Origin of the sequence: Actinomadura montaniterrae (genome assembly GCF_008923365.1) — a bacterium.
GTDB classification, from domain to species: Bacteria; Actinomycetota; Actinomycetes; order Streptosporangiales; family Streptosporangiaceae; genus Spirillospora; species Spirillospora montaniterrae.
The window spans coordinates 1-17,552 of the sequence record NZ_WBMR01000022.1 but is presented as its reverse complement, the minus strand read 5'-3'; the positions used below and the strand labels follow the sequence as shown (position 1 = coordinate 17,552).

At 74.3% G+C, this 17,552-nt stretch carries 17 protein-coding genes; 9 read left to right on the top strand and 8 right to left on the bottom strand.

Translation table 11 applies throughout. The features are described from left to right. Window positions 1-83: 83 nt before the first annotated feature. From F9B16_RS11015 to F9B16_RS11000, 4 genes are all read right to left on the bottom strand, one after another. Complete coding sequence (locus F9B16_RS11015; protein ID WP_151539920.1) at window positions 84-1,922, bottom strand: bifunctional sugar phosphate isomerase/epimerase/4-hydroxyphenylpyruvate dioxygenase family protein; 1,839 nt, start codon at window positions 1,920-1,922, stop codon at window positions 84-86. Window positions 1,923-2,048: 126 nt separating this feature from the next. Beyond that, window positions 2,049-2,930: a sulfite exporter TauE/SafE family protein gene (locus tag F9B16_RS11010; RefSeq protein WP_151539919.1), complete on the bottom strand. Its 882-nt coding sequence runs from the start codon at window positions 2,928-2,930 to the stop codon at window positions 2,049-2,051. Continuing rightward, window positions 2,927-3,505: a rhodanese-like domain-containing protein gene (locus tag F9B16_RS11005; protein WP_151539918.1), complete on the bottom strand. Its 579-nt coding sequence runs from the start codon at window positions 3,503-3,505 to the stop codon at window positions 2,927-2,929. The genes F9B16_RS11010 and F9B16_RS11005 overlap by 4 nt, the downstream gene beginning before the upstream one ends. Before the next feature lie 56 nt (window positions 3,506-3,561). Further along, window positions 3,562-4,920, bottom strand: coding sequence for an MBL fold metallo-hydrolase (locus F9B16_RS11000; protein WP_151539917.1), 1,359 nt, complete (start codon window positions 4,918-4,920; stop codon window positions 3,562-3,564). 193 nt (window positions 4,921-5,113) lie between these two features. On the opposite strand from F9B16_RS11000, the gene F9B16_RS10995 reads away from it, so the two are divergent. Beyond that, the gene (locus F9B16_RS10995; RefSeq protein WP_151539916.1) at window positions 5,114-5,383 is read left to right on the top strand and encodes a metal-sensitive transcriptional regulator; all 270 of its coding nucleotides are present in this window, start codon (window positions 5,114-5,116) and stop codon (window positions 5,381-5,383) included. Between the two features lie 25 nt (window positions 5,384-5,408). On the opposite strand, the gene F9B16_RS10990 is transcribed toward F9B16_RS10995, so the two are convergent. Together F9B16_RS10990 and F9B16_RS10985 are read right to left on the bottom strand one after the other, a co-directional pair. Continuing rightward, the gene (locus F9B16_RS10990) at window positions 5,409-6,641 is read right to left on the bottom strand and encodes an acetyl-CoA hydrolase/transferase family protein (RefSeq protein ID WP_151539915.1); all 1,233 of its coding nucleotides are present in this window, start codon (window positions 6,639-6,641) and stop codon (window positions 5,409-5,411) included. 33 nt (window positions 6,642-6,674) lie between these two features. Then, on the bottom strand, window positions 6,675-7,373 hold the full coding sequence (locus tag F9B16_RS10985) for an HAD family hydrolase (RefSeq protein ID WP_192808716.1): 699 nt from the start codon (window positions 7,371-7,373) through the stop codon (window positions 6,675-6,677). Window positions 7,374-7,550: 177 nt separating this feature from the next. Between F9B16_RS10985 and F9B16_RS10980 the strand changes: the two genes are divergently transcribed. The 5 genes from F9B16_RS10980 (at window position 7,551) to F9B16_RS10960 (ending at window position 14,411) form a co-directional block, all read left to right on the top strand. After that, complete coding sequence (locus F9B16_RS10980; protein WP_151539913.1) at window positions 7,551-8,180, top strand: hypothetical protein; 630 nt, start codon at window positions 7,551-7,553, stop codon at window positions 8,178-8,180. Between the two features lie 48 nt (window positions 8,181-8,228). Then, window positions 8,229-11,591: a serine/threonine-protein kinase gene (locus F9B16_RS10975; protein ID WP_151539912.1), complete on the top strand. Its 3,363-nt coding sequence runs from the start codon at window positions 8,229-8,231 to the stop codon at window positions 11,589-11,591. A 168-nt stretch (window positions 11,592-11,759) separates the two neighbouring features. Beyond that, complete coding sequence (locus F9B16_RS10970) at window positions 11,760-12,512, top strand: SDR family oxidoreductase (protein WP_151539911.1); 753 nt, start codon at window positions 11,760-11,762, stop codon at window positions 12,510-12,512. A 93-nt stretch (window positions 12,513-12,605) separates the two neighbouring features. Then, window positions 12,606-13,829: a cytochrome P450 gene (locus F9B16_RS10965; protein ID WP_151539910.1), complete on the top strand. Its 1,224-nt coding sequence runs from the start codon at window positions 12,606-12,608 to the stop codon at window positions 13,827-13,829. Between the two features lie 51 nt (window positions 13,830-13,880). Beyond that, window positions 13,881-14,411 carry an LOG family protein gene (locus F9B16_RS10960; RefSeq protein WP_151539909.1) on the top strand — a complete coding sequence of 177 codons (531 nt, stop codon included), beginning with the start codon at window positions 13,881-13,883 and terminating at the stop codon, window positions 14,409-14,411. On the opposite strand, the gene F9B16_RS10955 is transcribed toward F9B16_RS10960, so the two are convergent. After that, window positions 14,390-14,977, bottom strand: coding sequence for a carboxymuconolactone decarboxylase family protein (locus F9B16_RS10955; protein ID WP_151539908.1), 588 nt, complete (start codon window positions 14,975-14,977; stop codon window positions 14,390-14,392). The two genes, F9B16_RS10960 and F9B16_RS10955, sit on opposite strands and share 22 nt — an antisense overlap. A gap of 77 nt (window positions 14,978-15,054) precedes the next feature. Between F9B16_RS10955 and F9B16_RS10950 the strand changes: the two genes are divergently transcribed. Beyond that, complete coding sequence (locus F9B16_RS10950; RefSeq protein ID WP_151539907.1) at window positions 15,055-15,420, top strand: winged helix-turn-helix transcriptional regulator; 366 nt, start codon at window positions 15,055-15,057, stop codon at window positions 15,418-15,420. Between the two features lie 19 nt (window positions 15,421-15,439). Here the strand turns inward: F9B16_RS10950 and F9B16_RS10945 are convergent, their stop codons facing one another. After that, window positions 15,440-16,141 (bottom strand): hypothetical protein, encoded by a 702-nt coding sequence (locus tag F9B16_RS10945; protein ID WP_151539906.1) that lies wholly within the window; start codon window positions 16,139-16,141, stop codon window positions 15,440-15,442. A gap of 190 nt (window positions 16,142-16,331) precedes the next feature. On the opposite strand from F9B16_RS10945, the gene F9B16_RS10940 reads away from it, so the two are divergent. Together F9B16_RS10940 and F9B16_RS10935 are read left to right on the top strand one after the other, a co-directional pair. Next, the gene (locus tag F9B16_RS10940) at window positions 16,332-16,709 is read left to right on the top strand and encodes a BlaI/MecI/CopY family transcriptional regulator (RefSeq protein WP_151539905.1); all 378 of its coding nucleotides are present in this window, start codon (window positions 16,332-16,334) and stop codon (window positions 16,707-16,709) included. A gap of 4 nt (window positions 16,710-16,713) precedes the next feature. After that, window positions 16,714-17,552, top strand: an 839-nt coding sequence (locus tag F9B16_RS10935) for a M56 family metallopeptidase (RefSeq protein ID WP_192808715.1), incomplete at its 3' end; no start/stop codon positions are given.

Here is a 17,552-nt window from a genome sequence, read left to right as displayed (position 1 = left end):
CGGACGAGGACACATCCTATGGTGCTCCGGGCGCCCGCCCCGCTCGCTGACCACCAGTGGTCCCGAGGCGGCGCCCGCCCGGGCTAGCCCGCGCGCAGGCGCGGCCGGGCGTGCTGCGCGGCGAGCCGCACCGGCGCGTTGACGGCGCCGTACCCGCGGTAGCCGCCGATCCGCTGGACGATCTCGAAGAAGACCCGTCCGGTCGTCTCGGTGTAGAAGTGCAGGAACTCGCCGTGCTCGTCCCGGTCGTACAGCAGGCCCAGCTCGCGGAGGAGCCGGTGCCGGTCCGCGCCGAGGTCGTGGCGGGCCTCGAGGTCGTCGTAGTAGTTCGCGGGGATCGCGAGCGCCGGGGCGCCGGCCGCGCGGAACCGGCGCGCGGTCGCCACGATGTCGCCGCTGGCCAGCGCGATGTGCTGCCACGCCGTGTCGTGCGATCCGTCGTGCGCGCCGACGTGGGCGACGTTGAGCGCGACGCGGACGCCGCCGTCCTCGGTGGACACGGCCCGGCTGCGCAGGAGCCCGTAGGGGTCCGGCAGTTCGAGGCTCTCGTGCGGGCGGAGCCCGAGGACGCTCCGGTAGAACAGCGACGCCTCGTCGAAGTGATGCCACGGCTGGGTGAGCGCCACGTGGTCGATGTGCGTGATCTCGCCGGGCGCCGCCGCGGGGCCGCGCCGGTCCGCGGCGAAGTCGCCGGTCCAGCTCGGATGGTCGGGGCGCGCCGTCCGGCAGAAGAACACCTCGGTCCCGTCCGGCGCGGCGACCGCGTCGAGCGGGGCGTCGTGCGGTCCCCGCATCCGCGGCAGGACGGGGGAGAGCAGCGCCTCGGCGCGCTTGACCGACGCGGCCGGGTCCGGCGACTCCAGCCCGATCGCGCCGAGCGCGGGGCCGTCCGGGCTCTCCGCGCTCCCGCTGTTCACCAGTACCCGCGCGGCGCCCTGCTCCCACAGCTCCACCGGCTTTCCGGCGTGTACGCCCGTGCGGACGAACCCGAGCGCCTCCAGCAGGTTCCCGAGCGGGGCGGCGGACGGCGCCGCGATCTCCGCGAACGCGAACCCGGTCGGCACAACAGGGCGGGGCGGCGACGTCAGCCCCGCCACCGGGCCGCCCATGCGCAGGCCGACCTGCTCCTCCAGCGCGATGAGGGAGCGCATCGCGTCCTGCGCCGTCCGCATGGACGCCGCCTGCCGGAAGATGTCGTTGAACACCTCCAGCGACAAGGGCCCGTCGTACCCGGTCCGCAGGACGTCCGCGACGAGGCCCGCCACGTCCATGTCGCCCTGGCCGGGGAAGCAGCGGTAATGGCGGCTCCAATAGAGCACGTCCATCGGAAGGGACGGGGCGTCGGCGAGCTGCAGGAAGAAGATCTTGTCGCCGGGAATGGCGCGGATGGCGTAGGGATCGACGTCCCGGGCCGCGATGTGGAAGCTGTCCAGGCACAACCCGAGCGCGGGGTGGCCGGCCATGCGGACGATCCGCCAGGCGTGCGCGTAGTCGCCGACGTGCCGTCCCCAGGCGAGCGCCTCGTAGGCGATCCTGATCCCGTGCTCGGCCGCGCGCTCCGCGAGCAGCCGCAGCTGCTCTGCGGCGAGCGCGTCGTCGTCGATCGCGGCCGGGGACACGTTCGAGCACACCAGCATCAGCTTCGCGCCGAGCCGTTCCATCACCGCGAACTTGTGCTCCGCGCGGCGCAGCGAGCCGGCGAGCAGGTCCGGCGGCACCGCCTCGAAGTCGCGGAACGGCTGGTACAGCTCGACGGCCAGCCCGAGGTCCGCCGCGCGGTCCCGCACGTCCTCGGGGGACAGGTCGCTGGCGAGCAGGTCGTTCTCGAAGATCTCCACGCCGTCGAAGCCGGCGCCGCCGATCGCGGTCAGCTTGTCCGCCAGCGAGCCGCTGAGCGACACCGTCGCGATTGACCTGCGCATACCGCGATACGCTCCCTCTTTATGGACGAACTAGTACGTTAGCCTAGCAGGGCGCTGGATCACCGACCGCTTCTCATTCGCGCCGCCCCCGGTGCAGGGATCCCCGGCTCGTAAGCCTGGCGGGGATCAGTGGGAGGCGTGGCGCGGGGCGCCCGGGCGCAGCGTTCGGCAGAGCAGCGCGGCCCCGGCGGCGAGGGCCAGCAGGGTCCCGGCGAACGCGCCCCATCCGGGCGGCGTGCCGAGCAGCGCGTGGCGCGGACCGTCCGGGATCTGCTCGGTGAGCACGAACACGGCCATCGCCACGACGAACCAGCCGAAGACGCGGCGCAGCCGGTCCGGTTCGACGCGTCCGGTGAGCCGGGACCCGGCGAGGCTGCCGGCCACCGCGGCACCGGTCACCGCGAGGGTGAGGCGCCAGTCGAGCTGGACGTTCTGCAGGTGTCCCGCCAGGCCGGCGAACGAGTTCGCCGCGATGACGAGGAGCGAGGTGCCGACGGCGGCGGGCAGGGCCAGGCCGCCCAGCAGGACGAGCGCGGGGACGATCAGGAAGCCGCCGCCCGCGCCGATCAGGCCGGTGACCAGGCCGACCGCGGCGCCGTTCAGCAGGGTCCGGGCCGCCGGACGGGGACGGGGCGCGCGGTCCGGGGCGCGGGAGCCCTGGCACAGCATCGCGAACGCGGTCAGTGCCATCATGACGCCGAAGCCCGCCAGCAGCAGTCCGGCCGGAAGGTAGGCGGCGAGCCGTCCGCCCAGGTAGGCGCCTGCCATGCCCGCGGCGCCGAACAGCAGGCCGGTCCGCCATCGCACCCTGCCCGCGCGCGCGTGCGGGAGCACGCTGACCGCGCTGGTCACCCCGACGACGAACAGGGACATCGCGATGGCCGGTTCCGGTGCGGCACCCGCCAGGTACACCAGGATCGGGACGGTCAGGATCGACCCGCCGCCTCCGAGCAGGCCGAGGGTGACGCCGACGGCGACCGCCGCGGCGAGGGTGAGCGCGAGGATCATCCGGGATCCCCGTCCCGGACGAGGCGCTCGATGACGTCCGCGCCGCACGCCGGTCCCCGGTTGAAGGGGAGGCGCGCCAGCAGCATCCCCATCGCGCACGTGTTGGTCAGCGCCGCGATGGTCAGCCCGGCGCCGATCGCGGCGGCCAGCCAGCGCAGGGCGGGCACGGCGAGGCCGCCGAGGACCCCGGCGAGCACGAGTGTGCCCGCGACGAGGCGCACCTGGCGTTCGAGGTCCCAGGCGGCGCGACCGCGGTTCACCGGGGCCCCCGCCGCCTGCCAGGCGGTGATGCCGCCGTCGAGGACGTGTACGCCGGGCAGCCCGGCGTCGGCCAGGGCGCGCTCGGCCTGCGCCGCGCGGGCGCCGCTGCGGCAGACCAGCACGACGTCGCCGAGACGGCGGCCGAGCTCGTCCCGGTGCTCGCGCAGCAGGTCGAGCGGGACGTTGGACGAGCCGGGAATGTGCACGGACGCGAACTCGGCGGGCGTGCGCACGTCCAGCAGCCGCGGCGGATCGGGACTGGCCAGGCGCTCGCGCAGCGTCGCGGCGTCGAGCCGGGCGGGGGAGAGGGGCATCTGAGGTCTCCTCGGTGTCGGGCGGTCGCGGTGGGTTGTCAGGAGGCGCGACGCGGTCAGGCGGTCGCGACGACGGGGAGGCCCGCGAGGGATTCGGCGCGGTACTCGTCGTCGATCAGCACGACGTGCCGTCCGGCGGCGGCCAGGATCGACGCCGCGATGGAGGCCCGGTAGCCGCTCTGGCAGTGCACCCAGACCTCTCCCGGCGGGACGTCGTCCAGGCGCTGGAGCAGGTCGTGCAGCGGGATGTGCGCGGCGCCGTCGATGCGGGACCCGGCCCGCTCCTGGTCGCGGCGGACGTCCAGGACCGCGACCGGACGGTGGTGGCGGACGGACGCGAGGTCGGCGAACGTCGCGGTCGGCAGGGTCCTCGGGGCGCCGGCCGACCAGTCCCCGGGGCCGCCGGTGGCGGCCGCGGCGGGCCGGTCGATGCCGATGCGGACCAGTTCGCGCTGCGCCGCCGCGACGTCCTGCGGCGTCTCGCCCAGCAGGGTCACCGGTGTCCCCCAGGGGATGAGCCAGCCGAGGTAGGTGGCGAAGGCGCCGTCGAGCCCGAAGCTGAGCGCGCCCGCGGCGTGCCCGGCGGCGAAGGCCGTGCGGCTGCGCAGGTCCACGACCCATTCGCCCGCGTCGATCCGGTTCCGGATCTCCGTCGCGTCCGCGCGGTGCGGCTCGGACAGGTCCGGGGCGCCAGGGCCGGCGGTGTTCAGCGGTTCCATGTGGGCGTAGTACGCGGGGTAGGCGTCGAGCCCGGCGAGCAGTTCCTCGACGTATTCCCGCTCGTCCAGGGTCAGGACCGGGTTCGCCTGCCTCTCCCGCCCGATGGTGGACGCGGTGGCCTGCGACTGCGTCGAGGAGCAGAAGCTGCCGAACCCGTGCGTCGGGAAGATCTCCGCGTCCTCGGGGAGCTCGCGCGCCAGCCGGTGGGCGGAGCCGTACTGGGCGTGGACGAGCGCGTCGGTGTGGTCCGGGCCGAGCAGGTCGGGCCTGCCCGTCGAGCCGTACAGCAGGGATCCGCCGGTGAACACGGCGGGAGCGCGTCCCGGCGCCTCCAGCACGTACGACAGGTGGGTGAAGGTGTGGCCGGGAGTCGCGATCGCGCGGACGCGCATCTCCTCGCCGACCGCGACGACGTCGCCGTCGCCCACCGGGTGGCGGTCGAACGCGACGGGGTCGGCCGCGTTGACGTGGTAGGCGGCCCCGGTCGCCCGCGCGAGCGCGAGCCCGCCGGTCACGTAGTCGTTGTGGATGTGGGTCTCGAAGACGTCGGTGACGGTGACGCCCCGCTCGCCCGCCAGGTCCAGGACCCGGTCGATGTCGCGCTGCGGGTCGACGACGAAGGCGACGCGCCCGTCCGTGACCAGGTAGCCGCGGTCGCCCAGGGTCGGTGTGTCGATGGAGACGATCTCGATCAACGTGCCCTCCTCCGGTGTCGGATATATACCCCCAGGGGTATCCATCGGCGCCAGGTTAGCCCGCCGCGGACGCGGCCCGCAAATACCCCAGGGGGTATCTCATCTCACAGTGAACCCGCACGTGGGACAGCCTTTGCCGGATGCCGGCGACGCGCCGGCCGAGATACCCTGGGGGGTAACCGGGAGGAGACGCATGGAGCTCGAGCGGGATTCACTGGCCGACGTCGTCATGCGGTTGAAGCGCGCCCAGGGGCAGCTCGGCGGCGTGATCCAGATGATCGAGAACGAGCGCGACTGCAAGGACGTGATCACGCAGCTCGCCGCGGTGTCCCGGGCGCTGAACCGGGCCGGATTCAAGATCATCGCCACCGGCCTGGAGCAGTGCGTCGCCCAGGGCGACGACCCGGCGCAGGCCGCGGCCGACCGGGCCCAGCTGGAGAAGCTCTTCCTCACCCTCGCCTGACCGGCCGCCCGCGCCCGCCGTCCCGTCAGGGCAGCGGGAACCCCAGCTCGCGGCCCTGCGCGCGCAGCTCGTCGCGGGCCGACGGGTGTGCGACGTTGGCGATGATCTGCTCGGCCTGGGACGCGGCGTCGTTGCCCCAGACCGTCGCCGTGCCCTGCTCGCTGACGATGTAGCTGTGCTGGAACGAGGTGACCGGGCCGGCCAGCCGCGCGATCACGGTGGAGACGTCCGCGCGGGGATGCCACGACGGCAGCGCGATGATCGCGTGCCCGCCGGGGGAGTGTAAAGCGCCGACGACGAAGTCGGTCTGCCCGCCGAAGCCGGAGTAGATCGTCCCGCGCACGCGGCTGGCGTTGGCCTGCGCGAACAGGTCGACCTGGAGCGCGGAGTTCAGCGCGACCATGCGGGGCCGGCGGGCGATGAGGCCCGGGTCGTTGGTCTTCTCGGTGCGCAGCATCCGGATCCGGTCGTTGCGGTCGGCCCAGTCGTACAGCTCGCGGCCGCCGAAGGCGAACGAGGCGGTGATCGGGCTGCCGGTGTCGAGCGCGCCGGCCTTCTCCAGCGCCAGGACGCCGTCGCTGAACATCTCCGACCAGACGCCGAGGCCGCGGCGGTCCAGCAGGGAGGCGAGCACCGCGTCCGGGACGGCGCCGATGCCGAGCTGGAGCGTGGCGTGCTCGGGGACGAGCCGCGCGACCCGCTCCCCGATCCGGTGGGCGACCTCGCCGGGCTCGCGCGGCACCGGCGAGGCGAGCGGCTCCTCGGCCTCGATCGCGTAGTCGATCTCGTCCTCGGCCAGGACGGCGTCACCGAAGGTGTAAGGCATCCGCGGGTTGAGCTGCGCGACGACCAGGCCGCCGCGGGCCCGCACCGCCTCGATCGCGGCCGGGAGGATGTTGACCTCGATGCCCAGCGAGACGGTCCCGGCGGACGGCGGCGAGGTCTGCACGATCACCACGTCCGGCGGCAGCGACTCCTTGAGCAGGTTCGGGACCAGCGACAGCCGCGACGGGAAGTACCGCAGGTTCGCGCGGCCGCGCATCCCGGCCCCGACGAACGGCGTCTCCAGGTCGACCCCCTCGCGGTCCGGGAGGTCGCCCTGGGCGTTGAGCATGAACAGCCGGTACTCGCCGATCGCGGCGTCGGCGATCTCCAGGGCGCGCCGCGGCGTGGCGAAGTTACCGCCCGCCACGATCCTCGGACGTCCCGGCAGACCGGCGAGCACCCGGGCGAGATGCTGTTCTGAGATGACGCGCATGGAGGTCCCTTTCCCCGGCCACCGGAGGCCGCATCAGGACGCGGCGGTCGAACCCGCCGCCGCGGCATGGCCGGCGGTGCCGTCCATCAGGCCGAGCAGCCGCGGAAGGTCGCGCATGTCGTCGAAGACGACCGTTCCGGGTCCTTCGAGCCAGTCCGCCGGGGTCAGGCCGCCCGCGTACCCGAGGACGCGCATCCCGGCGGCGCGGGCCGCCTGGACGCCGTAGCGGCTGTCCTCGACGACGACGCAGCGGACGGGGTCGACGCCCATCTCGCGGGCGGCGAGGAGGAACAGGTCCGGTGCGGGCTTGCCGTGCGCGACCTGCGTCGCGCTGAAGATGCGGCCCTCGAAGTGCGCGTGCAGGCCCGTCCGGCCGAGCGTGTGGCGCATCTTGGCGTGGCTGCCGCTGGACGCGACGCAGGTCGGCAGGGTGATCGCCGCGAGCGCCCCGGCGATGCCCGCGACCGGCGCGAGTTCCGCGTCCACCGCCTCCCGGTGCAGCCGCTCGAACCGGCGGGCCGCCTCGGCGGCCCGCTCCGGGCCGAGCCGCGCCTCGATCAGCTCGTTGATCGACGCGGTCGACCGGCCCACGAACCGCTCGGTCACCTCCGCCTCGCTCACCGGCCAGCCGAGCGCCGCCAGCACCGCGGCGTGGGTGCGCACCGCGATGGGCTCGCTGTCGACCAGCACGCCGTCGCAGTCGAAGATCACCAGCTCGATCGAATCCGTCACGAGGTACTTATACATGCATACGGGCAGTTCGGTGCGTATGGGCGACGTGGCACCGCGTCCGGGATCGACCAGAAGACCACGGGAGGAAACGCCCCTTCAGTAGGGTGTGATCATTCTTCGGGCGAACGCCGCGCCGCCGCGGGGCGGACCCGGCCGGCTGACAAGGAGTTCTGAGGCGTGGTCGTCACCTTCGACACAACCGGCCTGCAGCGCGTCGACGAGACGACCTGGATGCATCCCGGCACCGGCGATCGGATCATCCAGCAGGTCACGAACTCCCCGCTGGGGGAGCCCGTCTGGCTGGAGGACGTCCCGGCCATGCGCCGCAACCTCGCCACCGGGTACGCGCAGATGGGCTGCCTCATCGAGGCCGAACCGGTGCTGCTCGGCGGCGTCCGCGGCGTGTGCCAGCTGGTGAAGGTGCCGATCCCGAACGCCCCTGCCGGCCTGGTCTTCCTGGCGAACATCTTCCTGGCCAAGGCCGACCGCTACGTGATGTTCGGCTGCTCCGCCGCGGAGCAGGGCATCACCGGGATGCGCGAAACGACGATCATGGCCACGCTCGGCGTGGGCCTGGACGGCTGGGTCCTCCCGCACCCGTACGCTCCCGATGTGCGGAGCGCGCTGCCGTTCCACCGCGGCGACGACCCGGCGTGGGACGCGCAGTACCCCGACCATCCGCTGACGCGGGTACGGGCGTGGGTGCGGTGGGTGACGGCCACGGCGACCGTCGACCCCGGGTTCGCGGCGCTTCCCGAGTTCGTGCCGAGCCGTCCGGGCCCGGGTGCCGGCCACCACCACGGCTGACCGACCGGGGCGGCGGTGGGCCCGATGCGGTCGAGGGGCTGAGGACGCGTGGCGGCGGGCGACGCGTGGCGGGTCGGCCAGGTCGTCGACGGCCGCTACAAGGTCCTTCAGGTCCACGAGGGCGGCGCGATGGGCGTCGTGTACCGCGTCCGGCACCTGGAATGGGCCACGGACCTGGCGGTGAAATGCCCGCGCCCGGAGCTGTTCACGGCCGAGGCGCAGCGGGACCGGTTCATCGCCGAGGCGGAGATCTGGGTGTCGCTGGGCCTCCACCCGAACGTGTGCGGCTGCCACTACGTCCGCGTCCTGGACGGGGTCCCGCGGGTGTTCGCCGAGTACGTGCCCGGCGGCAGCCTGCGCGACTGGATCGACGACCGCCGGCTGTACGCCGGCGGCCCGGCCGAGGCGCTCGCCCGGATCCTGGACGTGGCGGTGCAGTTCGCGTGGGGCCTCGCGCACGCCCACGACCGCGGCGTCGTCCACCAGGACGTCAAGCCCGCGAACGTGCTGATGGACGGCACCGCCGACCGCGCCGTCGCGAAGGTGACGGACTTCGGGCTGGCCAGGGCGCGGGCCGTCGCCGGATCGTCGCCGAGGACCCCGGACGGGCATCACCCGACTACCCCGTACGCCCCGCCGGGCGCGAGCATCATGGTGTCCACCAGCGGGTTGACCCCCGCCTATGCCTCGCCCGAACAGGCCGCCGGACGGCCGGTGGGGCGCCGCACCGACATCTACAGCTTCGCCGTCTCCGTGCTGGAGATGTTCACCGGCGGGATCACCTGGATGTCGGGGACGGTGGCGGGCGCCGCCCTCGCCGCGCGCCTTCAGGAGCCCGAGCCGGGGATCCCCGACCTACCCCCGGAACTGGCCGGCCTGCTCGGCCGGTGCCTGCGGCGGGACCCGGCCGAGCGGCCCGCGTCGCTGGACGAGGTCGCCGCCGAGCTCGCGGAGATCCACCGGCGGGCGGCCGGCGCGTCCCGCCCGCGTCCGGCGCCGGCCGTCGCGGACCTGCGGGCCGACGAGCTCAACAACCGCGGCGTCTCGCTGCTCGACCTGGGCCGTCCGGCCGAGGCGGGCGAGGCGTTCGCCGCGGCGCTGGCCGCCGACCCGCAGCACCCGAACGCCACCTACAACGCCGGCCTGCTCCGGTGGCGGCGCGGCGAGTGCACCGACGAGGACCTCGTCTCGGCGGTCGCCGCCGCCGGCTCCGATGACGGTGACGGCCGCCGGCTGCTGGCGCAGGTGCACCGCGAACGCGGCGACCACGACCAGGCGGACGCGGTCCTCGGCCGCGACGCGACCGCCCGGCCCGGGCCGTCGGACGGCACGCGCCGCATCCCCTGGTACTCCTACGAGGAGCGCGTCGAGACGTTCCAGGGCATGCGGATCCCGCGGCAGCCCCCAAGGATGGGCGTCCGGTTCACCGGCGACGGCGGACGCGCGGTCGTCGCGTGCGACGGCGTGCTGCGCGTCTGGGACGTCCGCGACGGCCGGTGCCTGCGGGAACTGGCGGCCCCGGGCAGCGGGTTCACGTTCGACATCAGCGGCGACGGCCGGTCCGCGATCACGACCGGTCCGGACGCCGTGCACTTCTGGGACCTCGCCGGAGGGCGCCGCCTGCGGGCGATCGGCGCGCCGCCGGACTGGAACCGGGCCATGTGGTCGTCGTCGGTGAGCCTGTCCGACGACGGGCGGACCGCCGCGTCCGCCGGCTACGACGGGACGGTCCTGGTGTGGGACTTCCCCGGCGGCGGGCTCCGGCTGGCGATCGACGGGCACCACGGCAGGGCGGTCACGGCGCTCAGCGGCGACGGGCGGCTCGTGCTCACCGCGGGACGCGCGGACGGCACGGCGCGGATCTTCGACGTCGCGACGGGCCGCTGCGTCCACGTCCTCGACGCGCGTGTCCGCGACGGCTTCAAGGCGGTCGACGAGGTCTGCCTCGACACCGGCGGGAGCCGGGCGGCGCTCGCCGCGGGCGGGCGGATCCGCGTCTGGGACCTCCGCACGGGAGACGTCCACAGCCTGCCCGGGCACGCGCGCGTGGTCGGCTCGCTGTCGATGTCCGGCGGGTTCCTCGTGTCCGTGGGCGCGGACGACACCGTCCGGCTCTGGGCGCTCGACGGCGTCCAGTGCCTGCGCACCTACCGCGGCGACGGCCCCGTCCGGGCGGCTCACCTCGACACGGACGCGGGGGTGCTGCTGACGGCCTGGCGGTCCGGCCTGCACTGGTGGACGGTCCCGCCGCGGCACGTCGCGCCGTTCCAGCTGAGCAGGCCGCGGGAGCACGCCGAGCTGACCGGGCTCGACGCCGCGGTGACGGACCTGATGGACCGGGCCCGCCGGGCGGCGGACCCCGGCACGGCCCTGGCGCTGCTCGCCGAGGCCAGGTCCGTCCCCGGATACGAGCGGGAACCGCGGCTGCTCGGCGCGTGGCGGGACCTCGGCCGCTCCGCGGTCCGGACCGGGCTCCGCTCGGCGTGGACGGCCGGCGTCTTCCAGGCCGACACCGCGCCCACCGCGGTGGCGCTGCACCCGGACGGCCGGATCGCCGTGTCCGGAGGGCAGGACGGCACCGTCCGGCTCTGGGACGTGGACGGCGGGACCTGCCTGCGCACGGTCGCGAAGCACCCGAGCGCCGTCAACGCCGTCGGGGTGAGCGGCGACGGAGCGCGGGCCGTGGCCGTGAGCCGCGACGGGACCGTCAGCGCGTGGTCGCTGACGACCGACGAGCGCATCGAGACGATCCAGCTCCTGGGCCCGCTGGGCGCGTCGGCCGCCGCGTTCGACCGCGGCGCGCGGCTCGCCGCCGTGGCCGGGGCGGACGCGGTGATCCGGCTCTGGAACCTGGACACCGGCGAATGCGAACGGGAGATGCGCGGCCACGCCGGGAGGGTCGGCGCGCTCCACACCGCGCCGGGGCTGATCGCGTCCGCGGGAGCGGACGGCTCGGTGCGGCTGTGGCACCCGGATACCGGGCAGTGCCTGCGGACCATGCACGGGCACACCGATCAGGCGATGTCGGTCTGCCTGAGCCCGGACGGCCGCCGCGTCCTGTCCGCCGGCGGGTACACCGACCGGACGATCCGCCTGTGGGACACCGCGTCCGGCGAGTGCCTCCGCGTCTTCGGCGACGAGCCCGACGATCCCCGGGGAGTCGACTCGGTGCCGTCCGTCCAGTCCAAACGGGTCCGCTTCACCCCGGACGGGCGGTTCGCGGTCTCCGGCGGGTCCGACGCCGCCGTGCGGATCTGGGACCTCGGCGGGCGGTGCCTGCGCGTCCTCGACGGCCACAACGGAGCGGTGAACGCCGTCGCCGTCAGCGCCGACGCCCGCTTCGCGCTCTCCGCGAGCACGGACGGGACCCTGCGCCGCTGGGAACTCGACTGGGAACTCCTCGCCCCCTGAGACGCGGCGCGACGCGGCGCACCCGCGCGCCCAGGACGGCGTGCGGGGCAAGGGGCGGTCAAGGGTGGTCGCTGCGCGGGCCAGGATCAAGGTCCGGGTGGAGGCATCGGGGACGTCCCGGGAAGGGCACAGGTGGACCGACACATCTCGTGACCAGGGGAAAACGGCATGACGGATCCCGGCTCTTCGCATGAGCGCGACGCGCCGTTGCAGGGGCGGACGGTGGTGGTGATCGGCGGGAGCTCGGGCATCGGGCGGGAGACGGCCCGCCTGGCGGGCGCCGAGGGCGCGGACGTCGTCCTGGTCGGCCGCGATCCCGAACGGCTGCGGGACGCGGCGTCCGACGTCCGCGCGGCGGGCACCGTGGCGTTCGACGCGACCGACCCCGAACGCCTCCAGCGGTTCTTCGACGGCCTGCCGGGCCCCGTCGACCACGTGATGGTGACGGCGGGGAGCAACTACTACGCGCGCCTGGCCGACCTCGACTTCGCGGAGGCGCAGCGGCAGGTCGACGAGCACCTGTGGCTGCCGATCCGCATCGCCCGCGCGGCGGCCGCGCGGATGCCGGCGGGGGGCTCGCTGGTGTTCATGGGCGGGACCGGCGCGCGGCGCCCCGCGCTCGGGCTCGCGGTGTCGTCGCCGCTGACGGTGGCGCTGCCCGCGCTCGTCGCCGTGCTGGCGCTGGAGCTGGCGCCGGTCCGGGCCAACCTCATCGCCGCCGGGTTCGTGGACACGCCGCTGTCGGCGCGGCTGCTCGGCGACCAGCTCGAAAAGCGGCGCGAAGAGCTGCGCGGCTCCCTGCCGATCGGACGCGTCGTCCAGCCGGGCGACGTCGCGGCGCTGGCCCTGCACCTCATGGCCAACACGGCGGTGACCGGGGCGACCTTCGACGTCGACGGCGGCCAGCAGTTCGCCGAGTGACCGCACGCCTCCCGGCGGAGGAGAGCCCCGCCGGCCGGCGGAAGAAACAACCAAGCGGTTGCTTCTCCTTCGCGCCGCTGCCAGCCTGGGACGATGGACGGCGTTGATCTGACCGATCTGGACCGGTTCGCTCGCGGGTTCCCGTACGAGGTCTTCGACGCGCTCCGGCGGGACGCGCCGGTCTGGTTCCATCCGGCGACCGCGAACACCCCGGGCGGCGAGGGGTTCTGGGTGATCAGCCGGTACGCCGACATCGTGGCCGCCGCGTCCGACGGCGCGACATTCTCCTCCGAGGGCGGGCCGGGACGCGACGGCGGCGGAACGCTCATCGAGGACCTTCCCGGCGGGTTCGCCGCGGGCGTCCTGCTGAACATGATGGACGACCCCCGGCACCAGCGGTTCCGGCGCCTGCTGACGCCGAGCCTGGCGCCGCGCGCGTTGCGGACGATCGAGGCCGACCTGCGGCGGCGCGCCGGGCGGATCGTGGACGCGGCGCTGGCGAAGGGCGACTGCGACTTCCTGACGGACGTGGCGGCCGAGCTGCCGTTGCAGGCCGTGGCGCAGCTTCTCGGCGTCCCGCAGGAGGACCGGCACCAGTTGCTGCTGTGGGCCGACGCCACGCTCGACCACGAAGACCGGGGCCTGGGGGAGAGCACCGACCGCACTCGGCAGGCCGCGGCGGAGATGTTCGCCTACGGCTCGGCGCTGCTGGAGCGCAAGCGCGCCGAACCGGCCGACGACCTGCTCTCCCTCGCGGCGCACGCCCGCATCGACGGGGACCCGCTGCCGGACCTCGAACAGCAGATGCTCTTCAACCTGCTGATCGCGGCGGGCAGCGAGACCACGCGGAACGCCATCGCCATCGGAATGCACGCCATGATCGACGACCCTGGGGCATGGGCGCGGCTCCGGGACGACCGGGAACGGCTCCCGCCCGCGGTCGAGGAGATGCTGAGGTGGGCCTCCCCGACGCCCTACAACCGCCGCACGGCGACCCGGGACGTCACCATGGGCGGCCGTCGGATCCGGGCGGGAGACAAGGTCACGCTCTGGTGGGCGTCGGCCAACCGCGACGACGAGGTCTTTCCCGATCCGTACCGCTTCGACATGACGCGCACCCCGAACCCCCATCTGGCCCTGGGGCGCGGCGGCCATTTCTGCCTCGGCGCCGCGCTGGCCCGCGTGGAGATGCGCGTCGTCTTCGACACCCTCCTCGACCGGGTGGATGCGGTCGAACCGACCGGCCCGCTCGAATACACGAGAAGCAACAAGCATTCCGGGGTCCGCCACATGCCCGTCCGCCTCCACCCCAGGTAGCGAGCCGGGCCGTCGCGACCGCCGCCGGGCGGGCCCCCGTACGGTGATCGCATGAAGATCTGCGTTTTCCTGTCCGCGGCCGAGCTGTCCGAGACCTACACCAGGCCGGCGCGGGAGTTCGCCGAACTGATCGGCTCGGCCGGCCACACCCTGGTGTGGGGCGGCTCGAACACGGGCCTCATGAGGGTCGTGGCGGACGGCGTGCACGCGTCGGGCGGGCGGCTCATGGGGGTCTCGGTGTGGTTCCTGGCGGACAAGGTCCGGCCCGGCGTGGACGACATGGTGATCGCGGCGGACCTGGCCGAGCGCAAGAGGCTGCTCCTGGAGAAGGCGGACGCCGTAGTGATCATGGTGGGCGGGACCGGGACCCTGGACGAGGCGACCGAGATCCTGGAGCTGAAGAAGCACGGCCAGACGGAGATGCCGCTGGTGCTCCTGAACACCGCGGGCTTCTACGACGGGCTGAAAACGCAGTTCAAGCGCATGGAGGACGAGGGGTTCCTGCCGCGGCCGCTGTCCGAGCTGGTGTTCTTCGCCGACGAGCCGGCGAAGGCCATGGCCTACCTCGAGGAGTCGCGGTAGTCGGCGAAGGCCGGGGTGCCGGGTTCGGGACGGAGCCTCAGGGCGCGCGCGGCGAAGGAGATCGCGTGGTACCAGCCGCAGAGCAGGAGCAGGTCCACGGCGGCCTCGTCGCCGACCGCGCCGGCCAGTTCCCGCCACTCGTCGTCCGACAGGTCGTTCGCCGTGCAGAGGGCGTCGACCGCGCGGAGCACCGCGCGGTCGGCGGGGTCGGTCCAGCAGCCGTCGTCCGGGCCGCCCGCGACGAGGGAGCGGATCTGCTCGTCGCCGAGCCCGGCCTTGCCGGCGAAGACCGCGATGTGGACGCCCCACTCGTACTCGGCTCCGCACCGCACCGTGGTGCGGTCGATCACCAGTTCCCGGTGCCGCAGGCTCAGGGCCGTCCGGCGGGACAGGTAGTAGCGCCCCCAGCCGTGGACGCCGTGCGCCCGCTCCGGGCGGCGGGCGAGCACCCTGAACAGGGCGATCGGCGGGCCCAGCGCCTCCAGCGCGGCGGCGGTCTCCGGGTCGTGGGGCGGTTCGACGGGGGCGACGCGCGGCGCTACCGTGTGCTTTGAAAATCGAGGCATGCGGCCACGCTAGCACCGGTGCTTCGGAAAAAGAAGCGCCCTTCCCCGGGCGCCCGGCGACCGAAAGGAGCACGCCCATGGCGGACGGTCCGGCGGGCCAGCCGTCCACACCGCTGCCGGGACGGCCCGTCCGGGGCTCGGCGACCGGGCGGCCGATCATGGCGCTGTTCGACCTCCTCGGCCGGCGCTGGACGCTCCGCGTCATCTGGGAACTCGCCCAGAGCCCCGCCGCCACCTTCCGCGAGCTCCAGCAGCGGTGCGACGGCGTCTCCTCCAGCGTGCTCGCCCAGCGGCTGGCGGAGCTGGACGAGGCCGCCATCGTCCGGCGCGGCGAAGGCGGCTACACCCTGACCGAGGACGGCCGGGCGCTGTGCGCCGACCTCATGCGGCTCGAGACATGGGCCGACCGGTGGGCGGCGAGGACGGCCTCATCGGCCGAATGAATTCCGGCCCCACCCCGGGCTACATCTGGCTGAAGACGGTGAGCCACTCGGCCTCGCGCGGCCGGTAGCCGTACCGGTCTCGCAGCCCGGCTGCGACGGCGGGGATGTGGCCCGCCCCGTATACAACCCCGACGGTGATCGGTTCCCCGCTGCGTTCCGCGTGGATCTCGCCGAGCGCGTCCAGGAGCAGCCGGTCGCGCCGGGCCGTCAGCGCCTCGATGACCGGGCCGTCGGCCAGCGCCTCGGCGCGGCTCGTCTTCGGCAGATCGTCGACCTCCAGGTCCGTGTCCAGGAAGGCCCGTGGACCCCGCACCGTGAACACCAGGCCGAACACGGGAGCGGCAACCAGCAGCAGCGCGTACGTCCAGCGGGGCAGGGTCTTGAGGTCGGCCGTGGCCTGGGCCGCGGTCACGTCCGGATTGAGCAGCGGGACGGCGGCGGGCAGCACGATGGCGTTCTTCTGCTCGACGAGGCCGTTGCGGCGCCGGCGCGGTGCGAACCGGTAGGCCAGGGTCAGGGCGCCCACCTGGCGGGAGTCGCCGCGGATCCCTTCGGCGACGATGACGTCGCAGCCCTCCAGCCGGGTCCTGACCTGGGCGTAGAACGCCGGTGAGGCGACGTGGAGCATGGGGAAGAGCACGAACCGCAAGGGCGTGTCCCCGCGCCGCATGGTGATCACGGCCGACCGGACCCCGAACCCGGTCACCTCGATGATCTGCATGATCGCCCCGCCTCCCGGCGCACTCACCAGGCCCCTGGGAGCAACTATCGGACCGGCGCTCCGCCAGGACAAGACGAGTCCCGCGGAAGCGGCCGTCCACTGACGGCCAGTGCGCGCTGCAGGGGAGCAAGCTGGTGGCGAGCCACGCTGGGCATTGCGGGCACAATATGGGGAGGACGGAGGTGGCCGTGTGGCCGGACTGGCGGGATCGCTCGAACGCTCCATCATGGACGTCCTGTGGGCGGCGCCCGGTCCGCTGCGGGTCCGCGAGCTGCTGGCCAGGCTGAACGAGAACGCCGACAAGGCGCTCGCCTACAACACGGTGCAGACGGTCGCCGAGCGCCTGGCGCAGAAGGGGATGCTGCAGCGCACGCAGGACGGTCTGGCCTTCCGCTACAGCCCCACCCGGGCGCGCGAGGAGTACGCGGTCGAGCTGATGCTGGACGTGCTGACCGACGCCCCGGACCATGGCGCGATCCTGGCGAGGTTCGCCGAGAGCGTCCCGCCCGAGGACGCCCGGCGGCTGCTGGAGGTCCTCCGCCGCCGCGCCTCCGACGACCGGGACTGAACGCGTGCTGTTCCCGGTGCTCGCTCTGGCCGTGTCGGCCGTCCTGCTGGGCTTCCTCGCGGGGCCGGTGCTCGACCGGTCGCGCCGGCGGTCCGCCGGGCCGGGAGCGGCGATCGCCTGCTGGACGGCGGCTCTGGCGGGAACCCTCATCGCGAACGCGGCCGTCGTGGTGGTCGCGCTGATCGCGCCGCCCGGGCCCGGCCACGGTCTCGTGCAGTGGCTGCGCGACTGCCTGCCGCACCACGGGGCGCCGGCCGTCGTCATGGCCGCGGCGGCGACGCTGGTGCTGATGACGGCCTGCTGCTCGCGGCTGGCGAGCGGCCTTCCACGGCTCGGCCGGGCCGTCCGCCACCGCCGTCGTCACCGGGAGATGCTGCGGCTGGTCGCCCGGGAGGACGGCCGGCACGCCGACGTCCTCGTGCTCGATCACCCCGTCCCGGTGGCGTACTCCCTTCCTGCGCGAAGGCGGCCGATCGTGGTGAGCACGGGCGCGCAGGAGGCGCTCTCCGACGCCGAACTCGGCGCGGTCCTGGCGCACGAGCGCGCTCACCTGCGGCAACGCCACCATGCCCTGCTGCTCATGCTGGATCTCGTTCACGCCCTCATGCCGTGGCTGCCGACGGTCCGGCGCGCGAAGGCGCGGCTGCCGCTTCTGCTGGAGATGGCCGCGGACGACGCCGCCGCGAGCGTGTACGGGCGGCGGACGCTGGTCGACGCGCTGTGCCGGCTGTCGGCCGCGCCGGGGGCGGCGGGCGCGCTGGGCGCGGCGGGGGCGTCCGGACCGGCGGCGCTGGTCGAGCGGGTGCTGCGGCTGGAGACGTCGGCGCCTGTGCGGGCGCGCGG

Excerpts from the sequence above, each read along its gene's own strand:
- F9B16_RS11015 (WP_151539920.1), bottom strand. The coding sequence starts at position 1,922 with ATGCGCAGGTCAATCGCGACGGTGTCGCTCAGCGGCTCGCTGGCGGAC.
- F9B16_RS11010 (WP_151539919.1), bottom strand. The coding sequence starts at position 2,930 with ATGATCCTCGCGCTCACCCTCGCCGCGGCGGTCGCCGTCGGCGTCACC.
- F9B16_RS11005 (WP_151539918.1), bottom strand. The coding sequence starts at position 3,505 with ATGCCCCTCTCCCCCGCCCGGCTCGACGCCGCGACGCTGCGCGAGCGC.
- F9B16_RS10995 (WP_151539916.1), top strand. The coding sequence starts at position 5,114 with ATGGAGCTCGAGCGGGATTCACTGGCCGACGTCGTCATGCGGTTGAAG.
- F9B16_RS10990 (WP_151539915.1), bottom strand. The coding sequence starts at position 6,641 with ATGCGCGTCATCTCAGAACAGCATCTCGCCCGGGTGCTCGCCGGTCTG.
- F9B16_RS10970 (WP_151539911.1), top strand. The coding sequence starts at position 11,760 with ATGACGGATCCCGGCTCTTCGCATGAGCGCGACGCGCCGTTGCAGGGG.
- F9B16_RS10965 (WP_151539910.1), top strand. The coding sequence starts at position 12,606 with ATGGACGGCGTTGATCTGACCGATCTGGACCGGTTCGCTCGCGGGTTC.
- F9B16_RS10960 (WP_151539909.1), top strand. The coding sequence starts at position 13,881 with ATGAAGATCTGCGTTTTCCTGTCCGCGGCCGAGCTGTCCGAGACCTAC.
- F9B16_RS10955 (WP_151539908.1), bottom strand. The coding sequence starts at position 14,977 with ATGCCTCGATTTTCAAAGCACACGGTAGCGCCGCGCGTCGCCCCCGTC.
- F9B16_RS10950 (WP_151539907.1), top strand. The coding sequence starts at position 15,055 with ATGGCGGACGGTCCGGCGGGCCAGCCGTCCACACCGCTGCCGGGACGG.
- F9B16_RS10945 (WP_151539906.1), bottom strand. The coding sequence starts at position 16,141 with ATGCAGATCATCGAGGTGACCGGGTTCGGGGTCCGGTCGGCCGTGATC.